Annotated in this window: 21 protein-coding genes, 1 tRNA gene and 1 pseudogene; 7 read left to right on the forward strand and 16 right to left on the reverse strand. The window is 32.4% G+C overall.

The window, feature by feature from the left end; translation table 11 throughout:
* Positions 1 to 26: 26 nt before the first annotated feature.
* Positions 27 to 2,198 (reverse strand): S9 family peptidase, encoded by a 2,172-nt coding sequence (locus AC1DVP_RS07390; protein WP_477182857.1) that lies wholly within the window; start codon positions 2,196 to 2,198, stop codon positions 27 to 29.
* A gap of 368 nt (positions 2,199 to 2,566) precedes the next feature.
* Here AC1DVP_RS07390 and AC1DVP_RS07395 point away from each other — a divergent pair, with 368 nt between their 5' ends.
* Positions 2,567 to 3,883: a hydroxymethylglutaryl-CoA reductase, degradative gene (locus tag AC1DVP_RS07395; protein ID WP_477182858.1), complete on the forward strand. Its 1,317-nt coding sequence runs from the start codon at positions 2,567 to 2,569 to the stop codon at positions 3,881 to 3,883.
* 13 nt (positions 3,884 to 3,896) lie between these two features.
* Positions 3,897 to 4,808, forward strand: coding sequence for a GYDIA family GHMP kinase (locus AC1DVP_RS07400; RefSeq protein WP_477182859.1), 912 nt, complete (start codon positions 3,897 to 3,899; stop codon positions 4,806 to 4,808).
* A gap of 37 nt (positions 4,809 to 4,845) precedes the next feature.
* Here the strand turns inward: AC1DVP_RS07400 and AC1DVP_RS07405 are convergent, their stop codons facing one another.
* From AC1DVP_RS07405 to AC1DVP_RS07435, 7 genes are all read right to left on the reverse strand, one after another.
* Positions 4,846 to 5,280, reverse strand: a complete 435-nt coding sequence (locus AC1DVP_RS07405) for a hypothetical protein (RefSeq protein ID WP_477182860.1) — start codon at positions 5,278 to 5,280, stop codon at positions 4,846 to 4,848.
* 347 nt (positions 5,281 to 5,627) lie between these two features.
* Entirely contained in the window at positions 5,628 to 7,727 is a 2,100-nt protein-coding gene (locus AC1DVP_RS07410; RefSeq protein WP_477182861.1) for a peptidylprolyl isomerase, read from the reverse strand.
* Positions 7,728 to 7,837: 110 nt separating this feature from the next.
* Positions 7,838 to 9,097: a hemolysin family protein gene (locus AC1DVP_RS07415; RefSeq protein ID WP_477182862.1), complete on the reverse strand. Its 1,260-nt coding sequence runs from the start codon at positions 9,095 to 9,097 to the stop codon at positions 7,838 to 7,840.
* Between the two features lie 5 nt (positions 9,098 to 9,102).
* Positions 9,103 to 9,294, reverse strand: coding sequence for a hypothetical protein (locus AC1DVP_RS07420; RefSeq protein WP_477182863.1), 192 nt, complete (start codon positions 9,292 to 9,294; stop codon positions 9,103 to 9,105).
* A 14-nt stretch (positions 9,295 to 9,308) separates the two neighbouring features.
* Positions 9,309 to 9,863, reverse strand: a complete 555-nt coding sequence (gene lptC, locus AC1DVP_RS07425; protein WP_477182864.1) for an LPS export ABC transporter periplasmic protein LptC — start codon at positions 9,861 to 9,863, stop codon at positions 9,309 to 9,311.
* A gap of 46 nt (positions 9,864 to 9,909) precedes the next feature.
* A complete protein-coding gene (gene bamG, locus AC1DVP_RS07430) occupies positions 9,910 to 11,163 on the reverse strand; it encodes a BamG family beta-barrel-assembly machinery protein (RefSeq protein WP_477182865.1) in 1,254 nt (417 codons plus the stop codon).
* The gene (locus AC1DVP_RS07435) at positions 11,156 to 11,890 is read right to left on the reverse strand and encodes a type III pantothenate kinase (protein ID WP_477182866.1); all 735 of its coding nucleotides are present in this window, start codon (positions 11,888 to 11,890) and stop codon (positions 11,156 to 11,158) included. Before AC1DVP_RS07435 ends, bamG begins: the two co-directional genes overlap by 8 nt.
* A gap of 142 nt (positions 11,891 to 12,032) precedes the next feature.
* Between AC1DVP_RS07435 and AC1DVP_RS07440 the strand changes: the two genes are divergently transcribed.
* Both AC1DVP_RS07440 and AC1DVP_RS07445 read left to right on the forward strand, forming a co-directional pair.
* Positions 12,033 to 12,105, forward strand: a tRNA-Phe gene (locus AC1DVP_RS07440).
* Positions 12,106 to 12,647: 542 nt separating this feature from the next.
* Positions 12,648 to 13,262 carry a DUF937 domain-containing protein gene (locus AC1DVP_RS07445; RefSeq protein WP_477182867.1) on the forward strand — a complete coding sequence of 205 codons (615 nt, stop codon included), beginning with the start codon at positions 12,648 to 12,650 and terminating at the stop codon, positions 13,260 to 13,262.
* 75 nt (positions 13,263 to 13,337) lie between these two features.
* Here AC1DVP_RS07445 and AC1DVP_RS07450 read toward each other — a convergent pair whose 3' ends face one another.
* The 7 genes from AC1DVP_RS07450 to AC1DVP_RS07480 all read right to left on the reverse strand — a co-directional run bounded on the left by AC1DVP_RS07450 (position 13,338) and on the right by AC1DVP_RS07480 (position 20,119).
* The gene (locus AC1DVP_RS07450; RefSeq protein WP_477182868.1) at positions 13,338 to 15,095 is read right to left on the reverse strand and encodes a DUF885 domain-containing protein; all 1,758 of its coding nucleotides are present in this window, start codon (positions 15,093 to 15,095) and stop codon (positions 13,338 to 13,340) included.
* 72 nt (positions 15,096 to 15,167) lie between these two features.
* Complete coding sequence (locus AC1DVP_RS07455; RefSeq protein ID WP_477182869.1) at positions 15,168 to 15,530, reverse strand: nuclear transport factor 2 family protein; 363 nt, start codon at positions 15,528 to 15,530, stop codon at positions 15,168 to 15,170.
* 79 nt (positions 15,531 to 15,609) lie between these two features.
* A complete protein-coding gene (locus AC1DVP_RS07460; RefSeq protein WP_477182870.1) occupies positions 15,610 to 16,518 on the reverse strand; it encodes a pseudouridine synthase in 909 nt (302 codons plus the stop codon).
* A gap of 281 nt (positions 16,519 to 16,799) precedes the next feature.
* Positions 16,800 to 17,759: a geranylgeranylglycerol-phosphate geranylgeranyltransferase gene (locus AC1DVP_RS07465; RefSeq protein ID WP_477182871.1), complete on the reverse strand. Its 960-nt coding sequence runs from the start codon at positions 17,757 to 17,759 to the stop codon at positions 16,800 to 16,802.
* Positions 17,760 to 17,818: 59 nt separating this feature from the next.
* A complete protein-coding gene (locus AC1DVP_RS07470; protein ID WP_477182872.1) occupies positions 17,819 to 18,757 on the reverse strand; it encodes a mevalonate kinase family protein in 939 nt (312 codons plus the stop codon).
* A gap of 43 nt (positions 18,758 to 18,800) precedes the next feature.
* Positions 18,801 to 18,995, reverse strand: a complete 195-nt coding sequence (locus AC1DVP_RS07475; protein ID WP_477182873.1) for a hypothetical protein — start codon at positions 18,993 to 18,995, stop codon at positions 18,801 to 18,803.
* Positions 18,996 to 19,036: 41 nt separating this feature from the next.
* Positions 19,037 to 20,119, reverse strand: coding sequence for a diphosphomevalonate decarboxylase (locus AC1DVP_RS07480; protein ID WP_477182874.1), 1,083 nt, complete (start codon positions 20,117 to 20,119; stop codon positions 19,037 to 19,039).
* 109 nt (positions 20,120 to 20,228) lie between these two features.
* On the opposite strand from AC1DVP_RS07480, the gene AC1DVP_RS07485 reads away from it, so the two are divergent.
* Complete coding sequence (locus tag AC1DVP_RS07485; RefSeq protein WP_477182875.1) at positions 20,229 to 20,705, forward strand: TspO/MBR family protein; 477 nt, start codon at positions 20,229 to 20,231, stop codon at positions 20,703 to 20,705.
* Positions 20,706 to 20,755: 50 nt separating this feature from the next.
* On the opposite strand, the gene AC1DVP_RS07490 is transcribed toward AC1DVP_RS07485, so the two are convergent.
* Positions 20,756 to 21,511, reverse strand: a complete 756-nt coding sequence (locus AC1DVP_RS07490; protein ID WP_477182876.1) for a hypothetical protein — start codon at positions 21,509 to 21,511, stop codon at positions 20,756 to 20,758.
* Between the two features lie 363 nt (positions 21,512 to 21,874).
* Between AC1DVP_RS07490 and AC1DVP_RS07495 the strand changes: the two are divergent.
* A pseudogene (locus tag AC1DVP_RS07495) lies at positions 21,875 to 22,862 on the forward strand (ISAs1 family transposase); the annotation flags it as partial.
* Positions 22,863 to 23,008: 146 nt separating this feature from the next.
* Positions 23,009 to 23,869, forward strand: a complete 861-nt coding sequence (locus AC1DVP_RS07500) for an FkbM family methyltransferase (RefSeq protein WP_477182877.1) — start codon at positions 23,009 to 23,011, stop codon at positions 23,867 to 23,869.
* Positions 23,870 to 23,912 lie beyond the last annotated feature (43 nt).

Genomic DNA, 23,912 nt, shown 5'->3' on the forward strand with positions numbered 1-23,912 from the left:
GGTTTTTGTTTAGGTTATGATTTGGGTTATAAATTTTCCTTGATAAAGTTAGTCATTTTATTGTATAGCTGAATCCTTGTTTTCCCTCCATATATACCATGATTTTTGTCCGGATATATTTGAGAATCAAATTGCTTATTAGACTGAATTAATGCTTCCATCATTTGCATCGAATTTTGAACATGCACATTATCATCACCAGAACCATGAATCAAAAGAAATTTTCCTTTTAATTTATCTACATGATTAATTGGCGAATTAACATCATATCCGCTTGCATTCTCTTGTGGAGTCTGCATGTATCTTTCGGTGTAAATGCTGTCATAAAAACGCCAGTTGGTTACTGGTGCTACTGCAATAGCCATCTTGAAAACATCGGCTCCCTGAAAAATACAGTTTGATGCCATAAAACCTCCATAAGACCAGCCAAAAATACCAATTCTTGAAGCATCTACATAAGAATAAGCTCCTATCACTTTGGCTGCATCAATTTGATCTTCAACTTCATATTTTCCTAACTGCAGTTGGGTTACTTTCTTGAAATCGGCTCCTTTAAACCCAGTTCCTCTACCATCAACACAAGCCACAATATAACCTTGCTGAGTTAGCATCATGAACCAATAGTCATTAGAACTGCTCCATCCATTTACTACTTGCTGTGATCCTGGTCCAGAATATTGAAACATGAAAACAGGATATTTTTTAGAAGGGTCAAAATCTTTAGGCTTCAAAATCCAAGCGTTTAATTCGTTTCCTTTTTCTGTTTTTAAAACAAAAAACTCTTTAGAAGGCAAATTATAACCTTTTAATTTAGAGGCAAGCTCCTGATTATTTTCGACAACCTTAATTTCTTTCCCCGTTTTTGACTCGTTTAAAGTATAAACAGTAGGCTGAGTGGCACTTGAGAAAGTATTAATGAAGAATTGGAAATTAGGGCTGAAAGTAGCCGTATTGGTTCCTGTATTTTTAGACAGACGCACTTTGTCTTTTCCGTCTAATGCAATGCGGTAAACATCTCTGTTAATAGAACCATTTTCTGCAGACTGATAAAAAATGGTTTTTGTCTTTTCGTCAAAACCGTAGTATGAAGTAACTTCCCAGTTTCCTTTTGTAACTTGATTTTTAAGTTTTCCTGTTTTATCATAAAGATAAATGTGGTTAAAACCGTCTTTTTCACTTGTCCAGATAAAACTGTTGTCCTGTAAAAACGTTAAATTATCAGTTACATCAACGTATGCTTTGTCTTTTTCGTTCAAAACAACTTTTGCGTTAGCTGTTGTCCCATCAATAAATAACAAATCCAGATTATCCTGATGACGGTTTAAAACCTGTGCCGACAATACATTCCTGTCATTTGTCCATTTCAGTCTCGCAATATAAAAATCCTTATAATTTCCTAAATCAACTTTTTTAGCTGTGTTGCCCTCTACATCATAAATATGTAAAGAAACTGTTGCGTTTTTTTCTCCTGCTTTCGGATATTTGAAAGTCTCAATAGTTGGATACAAACTTTTTTGAAAAATTGACATCGAAAATTCTGGAACTTCACTTTCGTCAAAACGGATAAAAGCTACTTTTTTGCTGTCTTTGCTCCAATCAAAAGCCCTTACAAAAGCAAATTCTTCTTCATAAACCCAATCTGTAATACCATTAATGATGGAATTCTTTTTACCGTCTGATGTAATGGCTACCGATTTTTTTGAGGCTACATCATATACATATAAATTATTTCCTTTAGCATAAGCAATTTTTGTCCCATCAGGAGAAAAAGCAGGCTCCTGTACTTTAAAATCAAAAAGTTTTGTTAGAGTTTTGGTTGTGAGATCATATAAAAAATAATCTGCGGTAAAAGAGTGACGGAAAATTTTATCAGAATTACATGCAATTAATATCTTTTTTTCAGAAGCATCAAACATATAACTATCTATTCCGTCTGAAAGTGCCGTAAAGTTTTTAGTGTCAATTAAGTTTGACTCTTTTTTTAAGGTAGCAAAATCATAAAGATCAATTTGCATACTCCTAGTTGTTCTGTCAAAATTCAATACAGTATATTGATTTGTGTTTTTCAATGATTGTAATTCATCCATCCCTTTGGCTCGGAAAGCGCCTGTAAAAATCTCATCGACAGTGATTTTTTGCTGCCCGAATACTGTAATACATAAAAAGAAAAGTAACGCATTAATTTTATTCGAATACATAATATGGATTAAGTTATAAAAACAACAATTTTAGTGAAATTTCCGCAAATAAAACACTTTTACGCTGTTAAATGTTATAAAATAATATTTTTAACAATCCTTATGAATGTTTTTCAACGATTGAATTAATACCAAACATTCTTCCTATTAAATAGGCTATATTTAAAAATTTATAAAAAATATCACTAAAAGTAATTTTTTCTTTTCAATATAAAATAAACAGGATGCCGCTGACATTCACAAAACCATCCAGTCTTTTTTTATGAAACCCAAGCTTTCAGTTTTAGCATTAAGCAGAATAAAATCAATTCCAAAATAAAATAAATGAATACGTATCTTTGCTGCGATAAAGCTATAATTTATACTCTATGAATAACGCAGTTGCTGGATTTTCTAAATTATCCAAAGAAGAAAAAATAAACTGGATTGCCAATCATTATTTTTCAACTCCAAGTGAAGCAGTTACATTACTGAAAAACTATTGGAATGCCGATGAAAAAATTCAGAAACTGCATGATGAATTCATAGAAAATACCATCTCCAATTTTTATATTCCGCTGGGAGTGGCACCAAATTTCCTGATCAATGGCAAATACCACACCATCCCAATGGCTATAGAGGAAAGCTCTGTAGTTGCTGCCGCTTCCAAAGCTGCCAAATTTTGGTCAACACGCGGAGGCTTCAAAGCAACCGTTATTAATACCGAAAAAATTGGACAGGTACATTTTATCTATAAAGGAGATACATCAAAATTAGCGCTGTTCTTTACCCAATTGAAATCAAAGTTATTTGATTCGACCGAAAATATCACCAAGAATATGCAAAAACGCGGTGGCGGTATTTTGGACATCATCCTGAAAGACAAGACCAGTTTACTCCCAAATTATTATCAGCTTCATGCCACTTTTGAAACAAAAGACAGCATGGGAGCCAATTTTATAAACTCCTGCTTGGAAATATTTGCCAAAACATTAAAGGAGGAAGCATTGGCTTTCGAGTCATTTTCAGAAGAAGAAAAAAACATAGAAACAGTAATGAGTATTCTTTCCAACTATGTTCCAGACTGCATTGTCCGTGCCGAAGTATCTTGTCCTATAGAAGATTTAGTTGAAAAACACATCGAAAATCCACATGATTTTGCTGCTAAATTTATACAAGCCGTTCAAATTGCCGAAGTGGAACCTTTCCGAGCAGTAACCCATAATAAAGGAATCATGAACGGAATTGATGCTGTTGTTCTTGCCACAGGAAATGATTTTAGAGCCATCGAAGCAGGAATTCACGCTTATGCATCAAAAAATGGGCAATATTCCAGCTTATCCCATGCCAAAACAGAAAACGGAATCTTTAGTTTTTGGCTGGAAATACCATTGGCTCTGGGAACTGTTGGCGGTTTAACATCACTGCATCCTTTGGTGAAATTATCTCTAGAAATGCTGGAGAAACCATCCGCCAAAGAATTAATGCAAATCGTAGCAGTAGCAGGATTGGCTCAAAACTTTGCCGCATTGCGATCGCTGACAACCACCGGAATTCAAGATGGGCATATGAAAATGCATTTAAATAATATCCTCAACCAGTTTGAAGCCAATGAAGAAGAACGTATTTTGACCAAAAAACACTTCAAACACCACGTGGTTTCACATAGTGCCGTAGTCGATTTTCTGGAGAATTTAAGGAAATAATTATTTTAAAAAAATGAAAGATACCTTCTATAGCAACGGCAAACTTTTAATAACAGGAGAATATCTGGTTCTTGACGGAGCAAAAGCATTGGCATTACCAACAAAATTTGGCCAAAATCTGACTGTTGAAAAAAACAATAGCCAAGAAATAAAATGGACAAGCTATGATGCTGATGGAAGTATTTGGTTTGATGAGACAATTCCGTTTGCTGCAATTCTCTCAACAACTCCTTTTGAAACAGAATCAATAAAAAACACCTTAATTACCATTTTAAGAACAGCTTACCAACTTAATCCTAAGGCGTTATTAATTTCCGAAGGCTATATCGTAACTACTCAATTAAGTTTTCCAAGAAAATGGGGACTAGGAACCTCTTCTACTCTGATAAATAATATTGCTCAATGGTTTCAAATTGATGCTTTCACACTGCTTAAAAACAGCTTTGGAGGCAGTGGTTATGATATTGCCTGCGCTCAAAATAACACTCCAATTGTATATCATCTTGAACAGGAAAAAGCTATTATTGAAACTGTACAATTCAATCCTTCTTTTTCAAAAAATCTATACTTTGTTTATCTCAATCAAAAGCAAAGCAGTAAAAGCGCGATAGCTTCTTATAAAGAGAAAAAAAACAATTTAGAAACCCAAAAAGAGATTATCAGCCAAATAACCCAAACGGTTTTAAACGCAGAAAACGCGACCGCTTTTGCGCAAACTTTAGAAAACCACGAAAAAATATTAAGTACAATTCTTGAAACCAAAACGGTTAAAGAAACTTTATTTCCAGATTTTAACGGGACTATAAAAAGTCTTGGAGCTTGGGGAGGAGATTTTGTATTAGTAATCTCTGAGGAAAATCCTAAATCTTACTTTTTAGACAAAGGCTACGAAACAATTATTGAGTATCGTGATATGATTTTATAATGCAGAATTCATAAAATCGTCAAATAAAAAAATGATCCTAATTTGCTTTTTTGCTTTTATTGTATTTCGCAGCTTCAACAAGCTGTATCGTATGATCAGCCTTCTCATTTGATTCAATGAGTTTATTGTGCAAACGCTCAGCCATTTTTTCTATACTAGTTGTAATCGAATCGCACACTAATTCCATCCTGCGGTGTTTTTCTTCTTTTACAGCTCTTAAAACATCATCAACAAAGATTTTGTCATATTTCTCTGCAACAGAGTCACGCGTATTAGTCAATCTGATAACTGCGTCATTACTAAAAATGGTAACTCTAAAATGCTGCTCTTCATTGCTTAAATAATATTTACCTCCTAATTCGTCACAATTAATATCCGTAACGCTAAGTTTCAATAACTCAGTAATTATTCCAAAAATATGATTTTCAATTTTGGAATATACTTTCGGCTTTTTTCTAAAAAAACTAAACATACAAATTATTATTAATTAAAATTTTCAAGTAATCTATCTTAAACTAAAATTTTATTGAGAAAATCCTTTTCATAAAATTAAAGAACAAATTAATGGCAATTTTTTTAATAACACAAATTGTTTAGATTATATACCAAAATAAACTTTAAACAGCAAATTTTCACAATAATAAAACACTGAACCATCTTATAACGAGTAAAAAGAGATTTTAAAAATGCTTACAAAAAATTACCCCATACAATTTAACTGTGATTTTATAGCAAACAATTAAAGAATATAGTTAAAATAAAAAGTCCGATACTTGCAGTTTATAAGTATCGGACTTTTTATTGTTTAGTAATTACCGTTTAGTAATTAAAATCTTTTCTGTTATCTTTTATTTCAGCACCTTCTTTTAATGCTGGCAAAACTCTGTTTGCATCTGAAGCACCTTGTGCCTTTAATTTAGCAACGTTATCAGCATAGCTTTTTAGAGCTGGCGCTTTAACAGTGCTTGTATTTTTTACCACATAAACACCAGTAACTCCTTCGATTGGAGCAGATACTTTATTAGCGCCCAAAGCCAATGCATTTCCAACTACTTTAGCCTCTTGACCAACTCCTCCAGGTAAAACTGGATTTTCCAAAGTAACATCAACAGCTTTTTGAACAGTAGAACCTGTTGCTTTTGCAATTGCTTCTAATGAACTTCCTGTCATTTTCGCTTTTAGCAATTCCGCTTTTTTCTTATTTTTAAGAATAGATTCAACATAAGGTCTTGCTTGAACAACTGGAACCAATCCTGAATTATCAATAGCCTTAAGTTTAGCAATTACATGACCTAAATTCGCCACTTCAAATCTTTTAACAGCACCTTCTTTAGTATCATTTTCAAAAGCCCATCTTACAATAGTTCTTTGGGCTCCCAGAGGACCAAAACTTTCATCCATTGCTTTTACTGTAACAGCTGGCGATACAGTAAGTCCCATTTCTTTGGCTGTTTTATTAAAATCTTTGTCAGTAGCATCCATTTCAAATTTAGTGGCCTGCTCGAATATTTTATCAGAAGTAGCCTCTGAAGCTTCAATTTTTTGAGCAACAGTTGCTAAACGAACACCATCCTGCTTGTCTGTAACTTTAATTATATGGTAACCATATGGGGTTTCAACTAATCCAATTTTACCAATACCATTATTGAAAACAAAGTCATTAAAAGGTTTTACCATTTGCCCTTGGCCAAAATATCCTAAATCACCTCCTTGCTGAGCTGAAGAATCATCAGAAGCAGTAAATGCTAACATCATGAAACTATCAGGATTTGCAGTAACCTGAGCTAAAATAGCTTCTGCTTTAGCTTTAGCTTCTTCTTTTGTTCTTTTTTCTTTTTTATTAGGAACCTGAGTTCCTTCATAACTGATAAGGATGTGACTAGCTTTCGCATTTACACCTGCTTTTTTGCCTAATGATTTAGAAATGCAGTAGTATTTACCAAAAACGTATGGCCCATAAACAGCTCCTGGAGCTAAATTGTATAATTTATCTGCATCAACTGCTGGCAAATCTTTTTTGGCAACGTAAGAAGAATCATAAGGTACATCCGAATTTGAATTTACAAATTCAGCTGCATTTTTAGCATTTTTAAATCCAGCTAAAGTATCATTTTTAGCTGTAGCCTGATTGTAAACCACACTTCCTGTCAACAAAGAAACAAGTTTGGATTTAACTTCATTAATATCTGCTGGAGATGCTTTATCTTCAACCAAAACATACTCTACTTCACGAGTTTCTTCTGATTTGAATTTTTTTGGATTTGCTTTCATGTAATCCAATATATCAGCATCAGTTACTTTTACTTCACTGTCTTTAATAGTAGAAAACAAACCAGCAACATAATCAAAATTTACTTTGTTAGCTCCCAATTCATAATTGAATTTTCCTTCACTTTCAGTTGTATAAATACCTCCTTTAATTAAAGTATTGTAAATTTGAAATTTAGCATTCAATTCTGCGTCTTTCTCTCTGTCTTTTAAATATTGAGCCTGCTCTGGATTTGATTTAAAAAACTCTTTAAATTTTACAACATCAAACATACCGGCAGCATTCAAAAACATTGGGTTTTTACCAATATTTTGATCAGCTTTAAGAATTTCCAAGATATGTTTCTCTCCTACTCTTAATCCTAATTTATCAAATTCTGCAGAAAGCAAAGCAATTGTCACTTCTTGATCCCAAACTCTTCTCGACGCTTCTGTAGCTGTAATTCCCTGTCCGCTTTTTTCGACATTGCTTACTTTAAGCCTAAAGTCTTCAAATGCAATATCCTTTCCATTGATGCTTCCAACATCCTTCGAGCTTTTACCAAAATTCCCTTTTGTAAAAAGATCTTGTATGATAAATGAGAATAATGCTAGAGCAATAACTCCAATCATTATAGCGGAATGTTGTCTGATTTTTGATAAAACTGCCATTGTATATTATTGTTTATTTTAAAATTTTGTTTGCGAAAATACAATTATCTAATTAATAATTATAGAACTACTGTTTTTTTTTTGCTTTTTTTTAAATTAAAAAAGCAATCCTAGTCCTTGACGGTCATTTTAACCAATTCAATCTTCTTATTTGTTGCTTCCTCAATGACAAAATGATAATTATCAATAGTAATTTCATCTCCTTTTTGAGGAATTTCTTTAGTAAAATCAACTATAAATCCTCCAAGCGTTCCATAGGAATCACTCTCGGGAATTGCCAGCTTATATGTTTGATTCAAATACTCCACATCAAAACGGGCGGAAAATAAAAATGAATTATCATCTAACTCTTTTTCAATTAATTCTTCATCCAAATCGTGTTCATCTTCTATTTCGCCAAAAAGCTCTTCGACAATATCCTCAATTGTAAGAATTCCCGATGTACCGCCATATTCATCCAATACAACGGCCACACTTTTTCTTTTTTTAGTCAATAAATTCATGGCGTCTTTTATATAAATCGCCTCTGGAATAAATTCCACCGGGATTACTATTTCTTTAATACTGGAAGGTTTTTTAAACAAATCAAAAGAATGCACATAACCAATGATATCATCTAATGATTTTTGATAAATTACTATTTTTGAATAACCCGTTTCTATAAACAATGCCTTCAGATCCTCTATCGATTCAATTACATCAATGGCGGCGATCTCGGTACGCGGCGTCATTACATCTCTTGCTTTTACTCCCGAAAAATCTAAAGCATTTCTAAAAATCTGTATTTCCGAATCTACTTCTTCATCATCCTCAACCGTACTCATTTGTTCGGTAATATAGTTTCCTAATTCTATTTTACTAAAATAAAACTGTACTTGATCTCCTTCTGTTTTAAAAAATTTTCTCAAAATAAAATCTGAAATCCAAATCAGAAAAGTAGAAACAAAATAAAATAATTGATAAAAAAAGTAAGATGGTATGGCAAAAAACTTAATTAGTGAATTGGCATAAATTTGAAAAAAAACTTTAGGAAGAAATTCAGCTGTTATTAAAACTATTACTGTTGAAATTACTGTTTGAATTAAAAGACTTACAGCATCCGAAAAATGCAGGTTAAAAAGCAGTAACCACCTCATCAATAACTCACCCATGAAAAACCCATAAACCACTAATGCTATATTATTGCCAATAAGCATCGCCGCAATAAATTTTGAAGGCTTTTCTGTAAGTTTAGTAAGTGTTCTGGAAAGAAAACTGTCTTGTTTTTTCTCTAACTCCAGATAAATTTTATTCGAAGAGATAAAAGCTATCTCCATTCCTGAAAAAAAAGCACATAGTATTAAGCACAATATTATGATACTTATTTCCATTTCATTTATGATTGTTTATTTCTGTCTTCAAACTTTTTCGCAAACTTTCTTCTAAAGAAAAACATAAAAACAGCAAGACCTCCAATGACAAAACTCAACAAAGGATTCTCGTTAGCACTCCATTTTGTATATCCTTCGTATAAAAAATAAAGTCCAAAAGCTAAATATAAATAGGATGTGTATTTTAGAAAATTCATATGTTTGTTTTTTATTATTCTTTGGATTCAATTTCTCCCTGTATTCTCTGCGAATTAATCGTTTTAAAGTCTTTACTAAAATCAATTCCCTGACCAGTAGAACTATTTGCAGCATCGGTCAGCTTAAATTTTTTCTCTGTATAAAACCATTGATTTTTTTGGTCAAAAAACAATTGTTCCGTTTCCAGTATCTGTCCTGCTTCAGAAGTAATTTTCACTTTGCCCTGCAAATCTATGATATTAGTCTGCTTGTAGGAAACTGCATAATTAGATCTGATAAATGTTTTTTTTCCTTTATTGTCATAAATGGTCACATCTACACCTTTAGGAAATTCTGTAAAGGCAAAATCGACATTAGAATAATCAAACATTTTTGGACTTACAAGTATCGATTTTATTTTCCCAGAATCAGTATATTTTAAATTCACCTGATCTGCATCACCACTTGGGACAAATTCAGAATAATCATTATTATGCACCTCTTTAAAATTACTTTCACAACCAAAAAGAACACTTACAATAATGAAAAGCAACAAAAGAGCCGAAATATATTTATCAAAAAAATTCATAGCATTCATTTAAACAAAGAAGAAGAATTAGACTAACATGAATTGATTAATCAATTCCTCTACGTCTAAACCACTTATCATTAAGAGAAAAACTCATTGCAAGAGTAAAATAATTTTCCTGAATCAATCCATGAGAAGTTGTACCTCTTTGCCCATATTCCAAACCTATATTTACATTAGAAAGACTTCCAATAATAGGCAGACCCATTCCAATACTAACTGCTTTCTCATCAATTTCTTCCGAATTGATTATTGCTCCTGTTTTGGTGTATCTTAAACCTCCTCTATAGACAATCTTTTGATAATACTTTGAAAAAACATTGTAGTTAGGAACATAAAAACCGCCTAAACTATAACTTGAATATTTACCGTAAGAAACATTGTCTACTGTATTAAAATCATCTGTTAATTTTCCAACATTTTGAAAAACCAATTGCGTGCCTAACAGCCATTTTTTAGTTTGCCCAACTCCAAAACCAAAAGACATTTTTTCAGGAATTTTTAAATCTGTTCTAATTTCTTTTTTATCTGAAGTATCATAAATAGCAACATCATAATTTGAATTATAAGTTACAGTTGAAATAGTTTTAGTATTTGTTGACGACAACGTAGCTTGAGGAGCGTATGTAAAACTGCTGTAAAAATTTGTTTTTTTATAAATTTTATACTTGTACATAGCACCAAAATTAGCAGCAAATCCATTTAAATCCGCTTTATTTTTTTCTTCTGTTCCAATCAATACTCCCGTCAGAAATTCTAAATTCGAATTATTAATTCTTCCGAAATTATACTGCACATCACCACCCACTACTAAATTAGGAATAATTGTATAACCCAATGAAAAGAAGGCTTTATTTAAACCGCCAGTACCTTTCAAAACATTATTTACAGCATCGGGTACATTTGGATTAGTAGATTCAATATTATATCCCACTGAGGTATAAGGCAACAGCCCGAATCCAACCCCCATTTTTCCTAAAGGCAGAGCTATAGCTAAATAATCAATGGTCGTTCTTTGAGCATTATCACTTTTGGAATCCGTTTTCAATTTGGTTGACGTATAATTTCCTCCAATTGTAAAAGCAGTGGCTCTTATAGAAGCAAAACTCGCAGGATTCAAAATATTTATATGAAGACTGTCTTGCTCTATATTAAGTCCGCCCATGGAACGGTTTTCAAGATTTCCTTTAAATCTGGATTCTCCTAATCCGAAAAAAGAATAAGGAGACGCAGATCCACTTTGAGCATTAGCCATTAGCGAAAAAAAGAAACTTGCAATAACAATAAATTTTTTAATCATTTTCTGTTTTATATTGAAAAATTTGATTCAAACTCTCTAATAGAAAATTTGAATTGGCAAATATGGTATTTTTTAATCGTTTAGCCAAAAAAACTGCATCTCCGCCCGTTAAAATTATTATAAAGTTTGGATGTAATACCTTATATTCATCTATAAAACCATCCATTTCATAGACCAATCCGTTTACAACACCAGAATGTATCGATTCTGAAGTAGATTTACCAATAAAATATTCTGGTTTTTCCAGTTCCAATAAGGGAAGTTTTGCAGTAAAGTTATGCAATGCAGCATATCGCAACTGTAAACCCGGAGAAATTGCTCCTCCAAGATAATTATCCGATTCATCGATAAAATCATACGTCACACAAGTCCCAGCATCAATAACCAGCCGGTTTTGATTCGGAAACTGAAGTGTTGCACCCGCAGCAAGAACCATCCTGTCTACCCCTAAAGTTTTAGGAGTCTTATAACGATTGACAAATGGAAATGAATCATTATGTGAAACAAAATGAATATCCACAAGACTTTCAAATTCTGAAAAAGACTGTTTTTCTATATCCGAAACCGAAGAAATAACCAAATGAGTAACTTTTCTATATTTTTTTAAAATATTTTGAATGTTTTTTCCAAGCTCAGTTTTCGAAAAAACAAAGCTTTCTAAAACAGTAGCACCCTCAAATACAGCAGTTTTAATTCTGGTATTTCCAACATCAATGGCTAGAATCATAATTTATATTTATCAATGCGAAGATACGAATTGATTTTTTTTAAAATTTCTTTTGGATAAATTAAAAATGGTTCTATATTTGCACCCGCAAACAAGTTCATCGAACTCCTAACAAAATAAGAGCAAAGTGAAATATTAGCAAGGTACCTTAGCTCAGATGGTAGAGCAATGGACTGAAAATCCATGTGTCCCTGGTTCGATCCCTGGAGGTACCACAAAACCCACTAAGAAATTAGTGGGTTTTTTGTTTTTATTCCTTTTTTGATCCAACAAAAAGGGGATCAGGTGCAAAAGTTGGAATTAAGCAAAAAGATTAGATAATCCCATAATGTGAGGCTGGGAATTTGCCGAAGCTTTTGACAAACTGGGTTACAGTCAAAAAGAGAAAAACTGTAATTGAAATGCTTACCAGCTTCACTTAACCCTGATGACAAAGAAAAAGCTTTTTCGCTTCTGACTGTTTCAGGTTTTCAAAACAAAATTATAACCATGGAAGCCCTTCTTTCTATGAGAATAAATATTTCCCCCTGTTATCCGGATTAAGCCTGTTTTTAGGCTTACCAAAACAGCAATTTCCCCTAAACTATTGACCTAAGCTGAAATAGTGAATACAAAAAAAATATTATGTAAAAAATACTATCTTATAAAAAAGTTTAATTTTATTGCCCATTGTTATATTTTTTATATATTTATCAGATAATCGACAAAATTGATCATTTTGTCTATTATTTAAAATCAATACAAATAATGTATTTACTTGATAAACGATAAAAGTATGACCCCCATTTTACTTAATCAACTACGAAGCATAATAACTTCGCCATTAATTTCAATGTTTTGTAAAAAATATGAAGAAAATGAAATTTTATTAAAAAAATCAATTGATACGAGTATCTGTACCGTACTTATTGGTCTTGATAATATAATAGAAAGTCCTTCATTATATAACGATCTTATTGAATGCGTAACCTTTACCGAATTCTACAAAACCATAGAATATGACAACGGGAAACTGTCTTCAATAAATTACTCATTTGAACGGGAAGGTTTTATTCCCCTAAATTTAATTTTTTCTACTAAAAAAGGACGCATATCTGAAATGATATCAAACGAAATTGGCATTAAAAGTGCAACTGCGGGGGCTGTTTTAAATTTTGCTGTCATGCTCATTTTGTCACACTTTAAAAATGAGCAACAAAAAACAAAAAACATTCAAAATAATTTAAATTCTGAAAAAAAAGCAATACTAAACACTGTCCCAGAAGGCATTAGAATCATTCTTGGATATCCTAATTTTGAATGTGAAGACACCTATTATAGTACTGACACTTTAGTCAAAACAAATTTCTTAAGTAAAATTTTTAAATTATAATTTTAAAAACTATTTAAAAAAAGCGGTAACAATTCTAGAATTGTTACCGCTTTTTTTAAGCTACTATTAGTACTATTAATTAATCCAAGAATCGATTTTCTTTTCCAATAAAGCTAACGGCATCACACCAGATTCTAATACTTTCTCATGAAATTTTTTAATATCAAATTTAGCTCCCATCTTATCTTGTGCTCTTTTACGAAGTTCCAAAAGTTTGAGCTGCCCTATTTTGTATGACAATGCTTGTCCTGGAATAGCCATATAACGCTCAATTTCAACAGTAATTCCTTCTTCACTTTCGGCTTCATTCTGCATAGAATATTTAATAGCTTGCTCTCTTGTCCAACCTTTGCTATGCAATCCTGTATCAACCACTAAACGAACTGCTCTATGCATTTCATTCCCCAACATGCCAAAATATTGATAAGGATCTTGATACAAACCTAATTCTTTACCTAGACTCTCTGTATATAATGCCCAGCCCTCACCATAAGCCCCGAACCAATTGAATTTTCTAAAATCGGGCAAGCTAGTATTCTCTTGTTGCAGTGAAATTTGAAAATGATGACCAGGAATAGCTTCATGTAAAAACAAATCTTCATCTCCATATACATTATATTCTTTCACATCAGGAATAGGAACATAAAAAATCCCAGGGCGAGAACCATCTGCCGTTCCCTGCATATACTCAGCACTTGACGTTTTTTCACGGAATGCTTCTGTTCTTCTAATCTCAAATTTTGTTTTAGGCTGTAATGAAAATAACTTGTCAACATTTGGTTTTATAACACTATAAATTCTTTCAAAATTAGCAATTACTTCCTCTGGTTTTTTGAATGGTTTTAATTCAGATTTGTTTCTTACGTACTCAAAAAACTCAAGAAGAGTTCCTTTAAATCCAACTTGGCTTTTTACTTTTTCCATTTCAGCATTTAAGCGGGCAACCTCTTTTAATCCCAATTCATGTATTTCTTCTGGAGTCATATCAGTTGTAGTCCATTGTTTTACATAAACTGCATATAAAGCTTTTCCAAAAGGTAAACTTCCAATTCCACTGGTAGATCTTGATGCTGGCAAATATTCGTTTTTAAGGAAATCTGCCATTTTTTTATATCTTGGAATTAGTTTCTCATTGATTTCAGCAGTATATTTAGCTGTTAGATCTTTTTTCACTTCTTCTGAAAATGTCGCAGGCATCAACTTTATAGAAGAATAAAACAAATTGTCTTCAATATTTGGAGTTGGCATTTCAGCAAATTGTGGAATTACTTTTTCTGTTAATGCTTTAGGCAAAACAATTCCTTTTTCAATTCCTTTCTTCATATATACCAAAGCAGAATCAATCCAAAAACTATATTTATCCATTCTTTTTAAGAAATCAGTATAATCTTTTTCTGTCTTAAAAGGCTGGCCACTTGTACCTCCTGCAAATTGCCCCATGGTTAAATGCGTACCCCAAAACTGATGAATCGGCATTAGGTTTGTAGGCTGTTCCAATAGTTTTTTTCCAACTTCAACTTCCCATTTTATAATTTCATAGCTATTTTTCTCTTCATCTGAAAGTTGATTTTCATCAAATGCAGATAATCCAGTCTCATATTTGTCAAAAAATTCAAGCTGCTTTTTTCTAAAGCTATCTGTCATTTCAAATTGCAACTGATCATTGTATTCATTTTGACCGTTTTGAGTCGCTCCCAAAGGATCTAATACATTTTTATCATCAAAATAATTTTTGGTGAATGATGAAAAATCTTGTTTTTTCTCATTCGACTTACAGTTCACTAATACTATCGACGCAACTGCTGCTGTTATAAAAAATGCTATTCTCTTCATATTTGTTTTATTTTAAGGTTTTATAAAACTAATTATTAATACAAATATAATTGTTAATCTTTTATTAAAATCTTAACCATGATACACTCGTGAAGCAACAATTTTATTTTCTTTTACCACAAGAACCTCGGCTACAAGCATATTCTCATCACCGTCGGCAATGCGGATGTATTCCATAAAAACACGGTCTGCGTTGGCTGTCAGCGAAGTCACTTTATAATGCAGACTGGGTAATCGGTCAAAAGCATCTTGCCACCAGCTTCCTAAATCCTCTTTCCCTTTTATTAAACCTTGAGTTTCTGGTCTGCTTATTTTTAATTTCGGACTAAAATGTTCTGCTTCATCATCATAAAGAGATAATAATTGTTCCAAGTTATGATTATTAAAAGCTTCAAACCATTTGAAAGCAATAGACTGTAATTTTTCTGGAGTCATTCTCTTTGCGTTTTTAAATTAAAAAATCCCTTAACATTTTATTGATGAAAGGGATTATTTTGAAAGTATGTTAAAAAATTTATACGTTTTTCAAATTGATAATTTCCTGCTCTGTCAGTAATCTCCAATTTCCTCTCGGTAAATTTTTCTTAGTTAAACCTGCAAAAGCTACTCTGTCAATTCTAAGAACATCATAATTGAAATTTTCAAATATAGAGCGTACAACTTTTACGTTTGCCGATCTTAACTGAATTCCGATTTCGCTTTTGGCTTCACCCTCGATATAGCTCACATCATCTACAAAGACGCGGTGTCCATCAAGCACGAGTCCTTTATTTATTTTCTCTAAATCCTCAAATTTTAAGTTTTTATCTAACGAAACCTGATAAATTTTGGATGATTTTTGACTTGGCAAAGTAAACTTACGAATCATATCGGTGTCGTTTGTAAACAGCAAAAGACCCGTTGTATTTTTATCCATTCTGCCTATCGGAGCAATTTTGGAAGTAGTAGAACCTTTAACCAATTCTAATACATTCCGGTATTCCTGACCTTCATCAAGGGCAGTGGTGAAATTTTTAGGTTTGTTTAAAAGTATGTAAACTTTTTTCTCAGGAGTTAGGACAACACCATCAAAATTTACTACATCTCCCGGTTTTACCATATACCCCATTTCGGTAACTGGAATTCCATTTACTTTTACATTTCCTGATTGAATATAAATATCGGCATCGCGTCTTGAGCAGGTTCCTGAGTTTGAGATGTATTTATTTAAGCGAATTTCATCTTTTACTTTTGGTCTCTTTGGCGCTTGATTAGGTTTTTTTTCTACTTTATTTGCCTCTGTTTCGGCAACTTTAGTGTTTATTTTTGCTTTTTTTGGCCCTTGTGCCCTTTTTTGCATCGCAGGTTTTGGCTTATTGGAACTTGGTCTAGAGCTCGTTGGCCTAGCACCACTTCTTTTATTATTGCCTTCCTTATTGTTCATAATATTCTATAATTTGGTGCAAAGATACTATTTATATCATTGAGAAACGATTTTTGACAATTAGAAAAAGATAACTACCTAATTTAATGTGTTTTAAAACATTTCGAGTTCGTTATTAATATGCTTCCGATTGTAATAACAACAAAAATGCCCGATTTTTATCTTTAGCCCCGATTACAGTGGAAATCCTTATAAGCCGGGGTTCGGCTTATAAGATTGCAACAGAAAGCGGGAATCATGCTCACTGAAAGCGCTCCATATTTCTGCTTCAAAATCAACAATTAAATCATTGTCATCAATACTTTTTTTCCGTGCCATAACACACTGGGATTGATAAGCACAATGCAAAAAACGCCAGACACAATAAGAAACTTCAATACATTGTGAAGCATTACATACTGCGCTTTAGTCTGCCATTTCCATAAATACAACAGGAAAAAAATCAAAACTATAAAGCCGAAATAAAAGTAAATATCCATGTATCCGACATCGTAGATATTGATTAAAAAATAAACAGGCAGAACAGTTAATATGGTTAATACTGTAATTATTTTTTTTGACATTTCTTCCCCATAAATGATTGGAATAGTTTTGTAATCATTGGCAAAATCTCCTTTTAAATTCTCTAAATCCTTTATCATTTCCCGAACTAATATTAATAGGAATAAGAAAGCGCCATGCGAAAGTATTACGGCAAGCTTACCGCTATTGCTTTCGATTTCATACAAAGGCATTTTTAAATAATAGTACAGCAGGATTCCAAAGAATGGAAGAACTGCGAGAAATGCCGCCATTAAATTCCCAATTAGCGGATATCTTTTAATTTTATGAGAATAAAACCAAATCAAAAAGATATAAGCCGAATAGAATAAAACAGCTCTGAAAGAAACAAAAAACGCGATGAGAGCTACAAAAAAGTTAAGACTGAAATAGACCTGCAGTTTCGTTTTTTGACTTACTAAACGATCCAATTGAGATTTATTCGGACGGTTAATCAAATCCTTTTTACTGTCATAAAAACTATTGATAATATATCCTGAAGCAATGGTCAAACTAGAACACAGCACAATAATAAAAAGACGGAAATCCAATAATATCGACAAAGCTCTCTGCTCTGGCGCCAGTATGAAAATTGCTGATAAATATTGAGCTAAAGCTATAATGGGTATATTATAGCCCCTTACGACAGAGAATAAACTGATAATTTTCCATATAAATAGTTTATGCTTTCTGCTTAACATGGAATTGGCTTAGAATTTATAGTGGTTGTTTATTAATTTTCTTTATCTGAATCTAAATATTAAAACTGATAAACGACTTCCAATTTAAAATCTTTCAATGATGCTTTTGCTTTTTCTAAATCTTCGGTAAATCCTAAAATATAACCGCCACCTCCAGAACCGCACAATTTCAAATAATAGTCATTTGAATCGATTCCTTCCTGCCAGATTCCATGAAACTGTTCCGGAATCATTGGTTTAAAATTATTAAGAACCACCTTAGACAGTTGTTTCGTGTTTTCAAATAATGACTTTATATCACCACCCAAGAAATTATCGACACAAGCATCTGTATATTTTACAAATTGATTTTTAAGCATCGTACGAAAACCCTGGTCTTTTAGGTTTTCCATAAAAATATTAACCATTGGTGCAGTTTCACCAACTATCCCTGAATCTAATAAAAATACTGCTCTTTTCCCGTCAAGACTTTGAGTAGGAATTCCTGTAGCTTCAATATTATCTTTTGAATTGATTAAAATTGGAATGCTCAAATAACTGTTCAATGGATCAAGACCAGAACTTTTTCCATGAAAAAAGCTCTCCATTTGGGAAAAAATTGCTTTTAGAGTTAATAGTTTTTCACGCGTTAAGTTCTCTAAAACCGTGATTTTATTTTGTGCATATTTATCATAAATAGCCGCTACCAAAGCACCGCTGCTGCCTACTCCATATCCTTGCGGAATACTGGAATCAAAATACATTCCCGTTTGAACATCATTATTTAAAGTCTCTAAGTCAAACGTCACCAAATCTGGCTGTTCTTTTTGCAATTGTTCCAAATAAGCAACAAATCGCTTCAAATGTCCATTTGACTGTATAGCTTCAGCAGAAAGGTTAGCGTCTTTCTTCAAAGCTCCGTTGTAAAAGTTATAAGGGATTGATAATCCTTTGGAGTCACGAATAATTCCGTATTCTCCAAAGAGTAATATTTTTGAGTAAAATAAAGGTCCTTTCATAAATTTTTTAAAATTATCCCTTAAGGGTTTGAAAATCATTCTTTCAAAAATCGACTACATCACCACGATTTTCATTTTGTATTGCTATGTTTATTTCTTCCTGCTGTTCGGGCGTTAATTCTTTCCAAACTTCTTTTTCTCTGTCTTCAAAAACGGCTCTAATTTTCTTCAGAATATCAATATCCTTAGTCTTTGCTATCTTCTTGATTAATTCCAATTTTTCGGCATTCAAGTCCATAATTACAAATCAATTAAGAATTAAAGATACGAAAAAAAGGATTACCCTAACAAAGCTCCGTTTCCAATTTCGTCGCAAAGGTACTGACCATTTTGGCAATAGCCAACTAATTCTGCCTGAATAAACTGCAGTACTTTTTCTTTTACACTATTTGGATACAAAACATGCACATTGGCTCCGGCATCCAAAGTAAAACAAACAGGTATTCCAGTTTCATTTCTAAATTTCCAAATCGCATTTATAATTTGTAAAGTGTTGGGTTTCATCAAAATGAAATATGGCAATGAAGTCATCATCATCGCATGCAAAGTCAAAGCTTCGCTTTCTACAATTTTGATAAATTCTTCTAAATCCCCATTTTTAAAAACAGGAATGAGCTTATCAAGATTTTCATGTGCTTGGGCAAATCGCCTTTCGGCAAATGGATGGTCGTGCATCAAATCGTGCCCTACCGTACTCGAAACTTGTTTTTCGCCTTTGTCAACAAGCAAAATGGTATCTTGAAAATTTTTGAAAATATCATGAATCACATACGGATATTCAACCCCGTACAAATCGGTACTCCCATCTATATTATTTTGATTTCCCCAAACTACTACTTGTCCTTTTACGCTTCTGCAGGCACTTCCTGAACCCAAACGAGCCAAAAATGAAGCTTTACTGAGAAAATAATCTTCGGTAATTGCAGGATTCAAAGCTTTTTCCAAACTCATGAAATTCATCGCCAAAGCCGCCATTCCCGATGCCGAAGAAGCGATTCCGGAACTGTGCGGAAACGTGTTTTGAGTATCAATTGTAAAATGATAATCTTTTAGAAATGGTAAATATATTTCAACTCGTTCCAAGAATTTTTGAATTTTTGGTTTAAAGTCTTCCTTGGGTTTTCCTTCAAAGAACAAATCAAAAGAGAAATTACCATCGTTTTGTTTTTTGGCGAAAGCCAAAGTCGTAATCGTTTTGCAATTATTCAGCGTAAAACTAACGGATGGATTAGCTGGAATCTGCTTGTCTTTTTTTCCCCAATATTTAACCAAAGCAATATTACTCGGCGCACTCCAGGAAAAACTTCCTTGGTCTAATGAATGGTTATATTTTGATGGGATAAAATCGTCAGCTTCAAACATAAATACTAATTTTCGGCAAAGATACTTTTTTTGCTGAAATCGTTTATTTCTTTATTTGATAATCCTTCGAAAGTTTTAAGTAATTTTGGCTTCGTTAAAATCATAAGAAATGAATAAGATTACCCGAATATTATCTATTGTTGTTACTTGTCTCGTTGTGGGCTATTTTTCTGGAATAGTTACTCGTTCTTCTGTTACAACATGGTATCCATTATTGATAAAACCGAGTTTTAATCCGCCCAATTGGGTTTTTGCTCCAGTTTGGAGTATGTTATATATTATGATGGGAATCGCTGCAGGACTTGTTTGGGACAGAATTGATTTTGAAAAAGAAACCGTTAAAAAAGCATTGCAGTTTTTCGCCATCCAACTGGCATTAAACGCCTTGTGGTCGTATTTATTTTTTGGCCTAAAAAACCCAATGTTAGCTGGTTTGGAAATAATTATCCTCTGGCTGATGATTTATGAAACCTACATTCAATTTGCCAAAATCAACAAAATCTCAGGTTATTTTTTTATTCCTTATCTGCTTTGGGTAGGTTTTGCTGCCGTTCTGAATGGAAGTATTTGGTGGCTGAACAAATAGTTTTCAGTGATCAGTTAGTGATCAGACTGTCAGACTGTATGTGAATTAATTTATTTTCCAAAACCATTTAACTTTTGAAATTCAACATTTTTGGCTAATAAAAAATCCATCATGCTGAGTACATTATGATTTTTGATTAATATTTTTGATTTCGGATCGGTATCGCAAAATTGAAGAAAAAGATCTATCTCTTCTGGTTTTAATTTTAAAGTTTCCAAATAAAATTTTTGATCACAGGTATTTTTTGCCAATACAGCAAATTCAATTTCTGGAGGAGTTTCTTTTTTTGGTTCTTTATTTTTTGATAATAAGTCTAGAAGTTTTTTGCCAATTGCAGCAAAATTTAACCCATTAACAAATGTCCCTCCTCTGACCATAACAACCTTATTTTCAGTATAGGGATTTTTTTCTGCAATAATTTCATCACGTTTACTTTGTTCGCGCCAAGTGTCCAAATTTAACTTAATCTTATTTTTTTTCGCAACTAAAACTTCTTCTAATTCTTCGGCTTTTTGGGACATTATAACTTGTAGATTATTCTGTATTACCTGCACAGGAGTTACTTTCAATCCTTTTAAACTGAAATCTTTGTTATAAAAAAAGAGACTGTCATTTGGTTTGACAGCAATTATAAATTCACCATTTTCATTGGTTATAGTGTATTGTTTGGAGGTTTTATTGATAACATCTACGTTAGACAATAAAAAATTCTCAGAAGACACAACTCCTTTAAGAAGTTTTTCAGTTTGTGAAAAGCCGAATTGACATACAATCAAGGATAACGCAATAAGTAATTTTAATTTCATTTGTAAGAATTTATCGAAAGTAAATATATCTCAATAGTACCTAAGAAAAACTTATAATGGATGTAATTTTTTGTTAATTAAACTCTTAATAAACAGCATTCGCCACAATAAATCCGCTTGTCCAAGCATTCTGGAAATTAAAGCCGCCAGTAATCAAAATCCTAACAGGGCATTCGCTTTTAAAATTTTTGAAATACCGCAACAAAGTATTATGTTTGCAGTTAAATGGTAGGCGGTCTGCCATATAAAAAAAATGACCACAAGCAGTTGCTCCGAATTAGAAAACTTACTTGTCAAAGATTGCTTCACTACTTTGAACGACCCTGGAAGAACCACAAAAGGAAATATTAATACAGTTTAGAAGAGTTGATATTCCTGACATTGTCAGCAGTTATCAGTGGTTTTCAGACGTATGAACTCATCGAGGGTTTTGGAGAGATTAAACTAGAGTGGCTTCGAAAGTATTATCCATACAAAAATAGGATTCCTTCGCACGATACTTTGGTAGAATTTTTTAGTCAAATAAAACCAAAAGAATTTACAAAATGTCTTATCGAATTTACAAAAGCACTTACGAAATACGACTCAAAAGTTATCGCTCTTGATGGAAAAACAGTAAAAGGCTTTCTTACTCAGGATGGTTATTCGCTTCATATTCTTACTGCTTTTTATACACGAAAGAATGAATTTAGGAGAAGAAACCATTGCTGGAAAAGAGAATGAGATTGTTGCTATTCCAAGATTATTGGATTTGATTTGCATCAAAAATTGTATCATAACCATTGATGCAATGGGCTGTCAGAGACCTATTGCAACTAAAATACGAGAAAATGAAGCTGATTATGTTTTACAAGTAAAAGGGAATCAAAAAACACTTTTAGAGAATTTGGAAGATTCATTTGCTGTAAAAAAGGTCGTGGCAACAGATGTAAATATTGATTGCGGACACGGTCGTGTAGAGGTAAGAAAATGTAGCATTATAACCGATTTAGAATTCGTGGACAATACTCATAAATGGAAAGATTTGCAAACTATTATCAAAATTGAATCTGCTGTCCATTTCAAGAAAACTAAAACAGACACCACAAGTATAAGGTTTTATATCAGTTCATTATCCGCAGATGCTACACTTTTAAACAATGCAATAAGGTCACATTGGGCAATTAAAAATAATCTGCACTGGAATTTAGATGTGATTTTCAAAGAACATCATCAAGAAAAGCGCAATCAAACAGCTATAGAAAATTCAAATTTAATAGCAAAATTTACAATCACTATGCTCGACCAAGAAAAAACCTATCCAAAATCAAAAAACAGAAAACGGCAGAAAGCCTTTGGTAATGACACTTAGAGAATTAATATTACAAGTTTAAAAGCGAATGCCCTGAAATCCTAAACAACCCCAAATGAATTTAAAAATAAAACACTAAATTCGAATTAATTTTATAAAAGCGTTATTAAACTCAACATGTATTGATATCTAAATATTAACAGCAAATGAATCTTAAACACATCAAACTATATTCGTTATTCGAGATTTTTGAATTTACAAAATTTTCTTTCGGGCGTACACTAATTAGCAACACAAATGAAGTATTGTTGAATACATTTCGTTTAGTGGAATTCCTTTCTTTCAAAGGAATTAAAATTGAAAAAAAAGGTAACTCCATATTTTTTAATTATCTAATCAATGATAAATCTTTTAGCATTAACTTAAAAAAAAATTCATCTGATATAGAAGTATTTAAACAAATTTTGATAGAGGAAGAATATGAAATAATTATTGATTTTTTTCAAAACAATAATTCTTCACCTGTCACTATAATAGATGCAGGCGCAAACATTGGTCTTACAAGTATGTACTTTATGGCATATTTTCCAGAACTATGTATTATCGCTCTGGAACCCTCTCAGAAAAATTTCCAAAGGTTGAGCCATAATATTACAGAAAATAATTTGTCGAATGTGACCTGCGTCCCTAAAGGTATTTGGGGATATAATTCTAATTTATCAGCTGTTAAAGATAGTGAAGATTGGGCTTTTAGATTAACGGAAAGATCCGATAGCAGAAGTGAATTATGTGAAGTTCTTTCTGTCTCTGAAATTATAAAAAAATTTGACTTAAAGTTAATCGATTTTTTTAAAATAGATATTGAGGGAGCTGAAGCATCTGTTTTTAGTGAGAAGGCTAATTTAAGTTGGTTGAATATTGTCAAAGTAATAGCTATTGAAATACATGCTGATTTTGCTAGTAAGGATTATATAGAGAATGTTCTTTTAGAATTTGGATTTTTAATACATTATTCAGGCGAATTAACAATTGGATTTAATAGCAAGTTTGTCGATAATGATTTATAAAATTATATGAATAATAAACTGTAGTATTAGGTATGGTAGTCAA

The organism is Flavobacterium sp. P3_A6 (assembly GCF_056403035.1).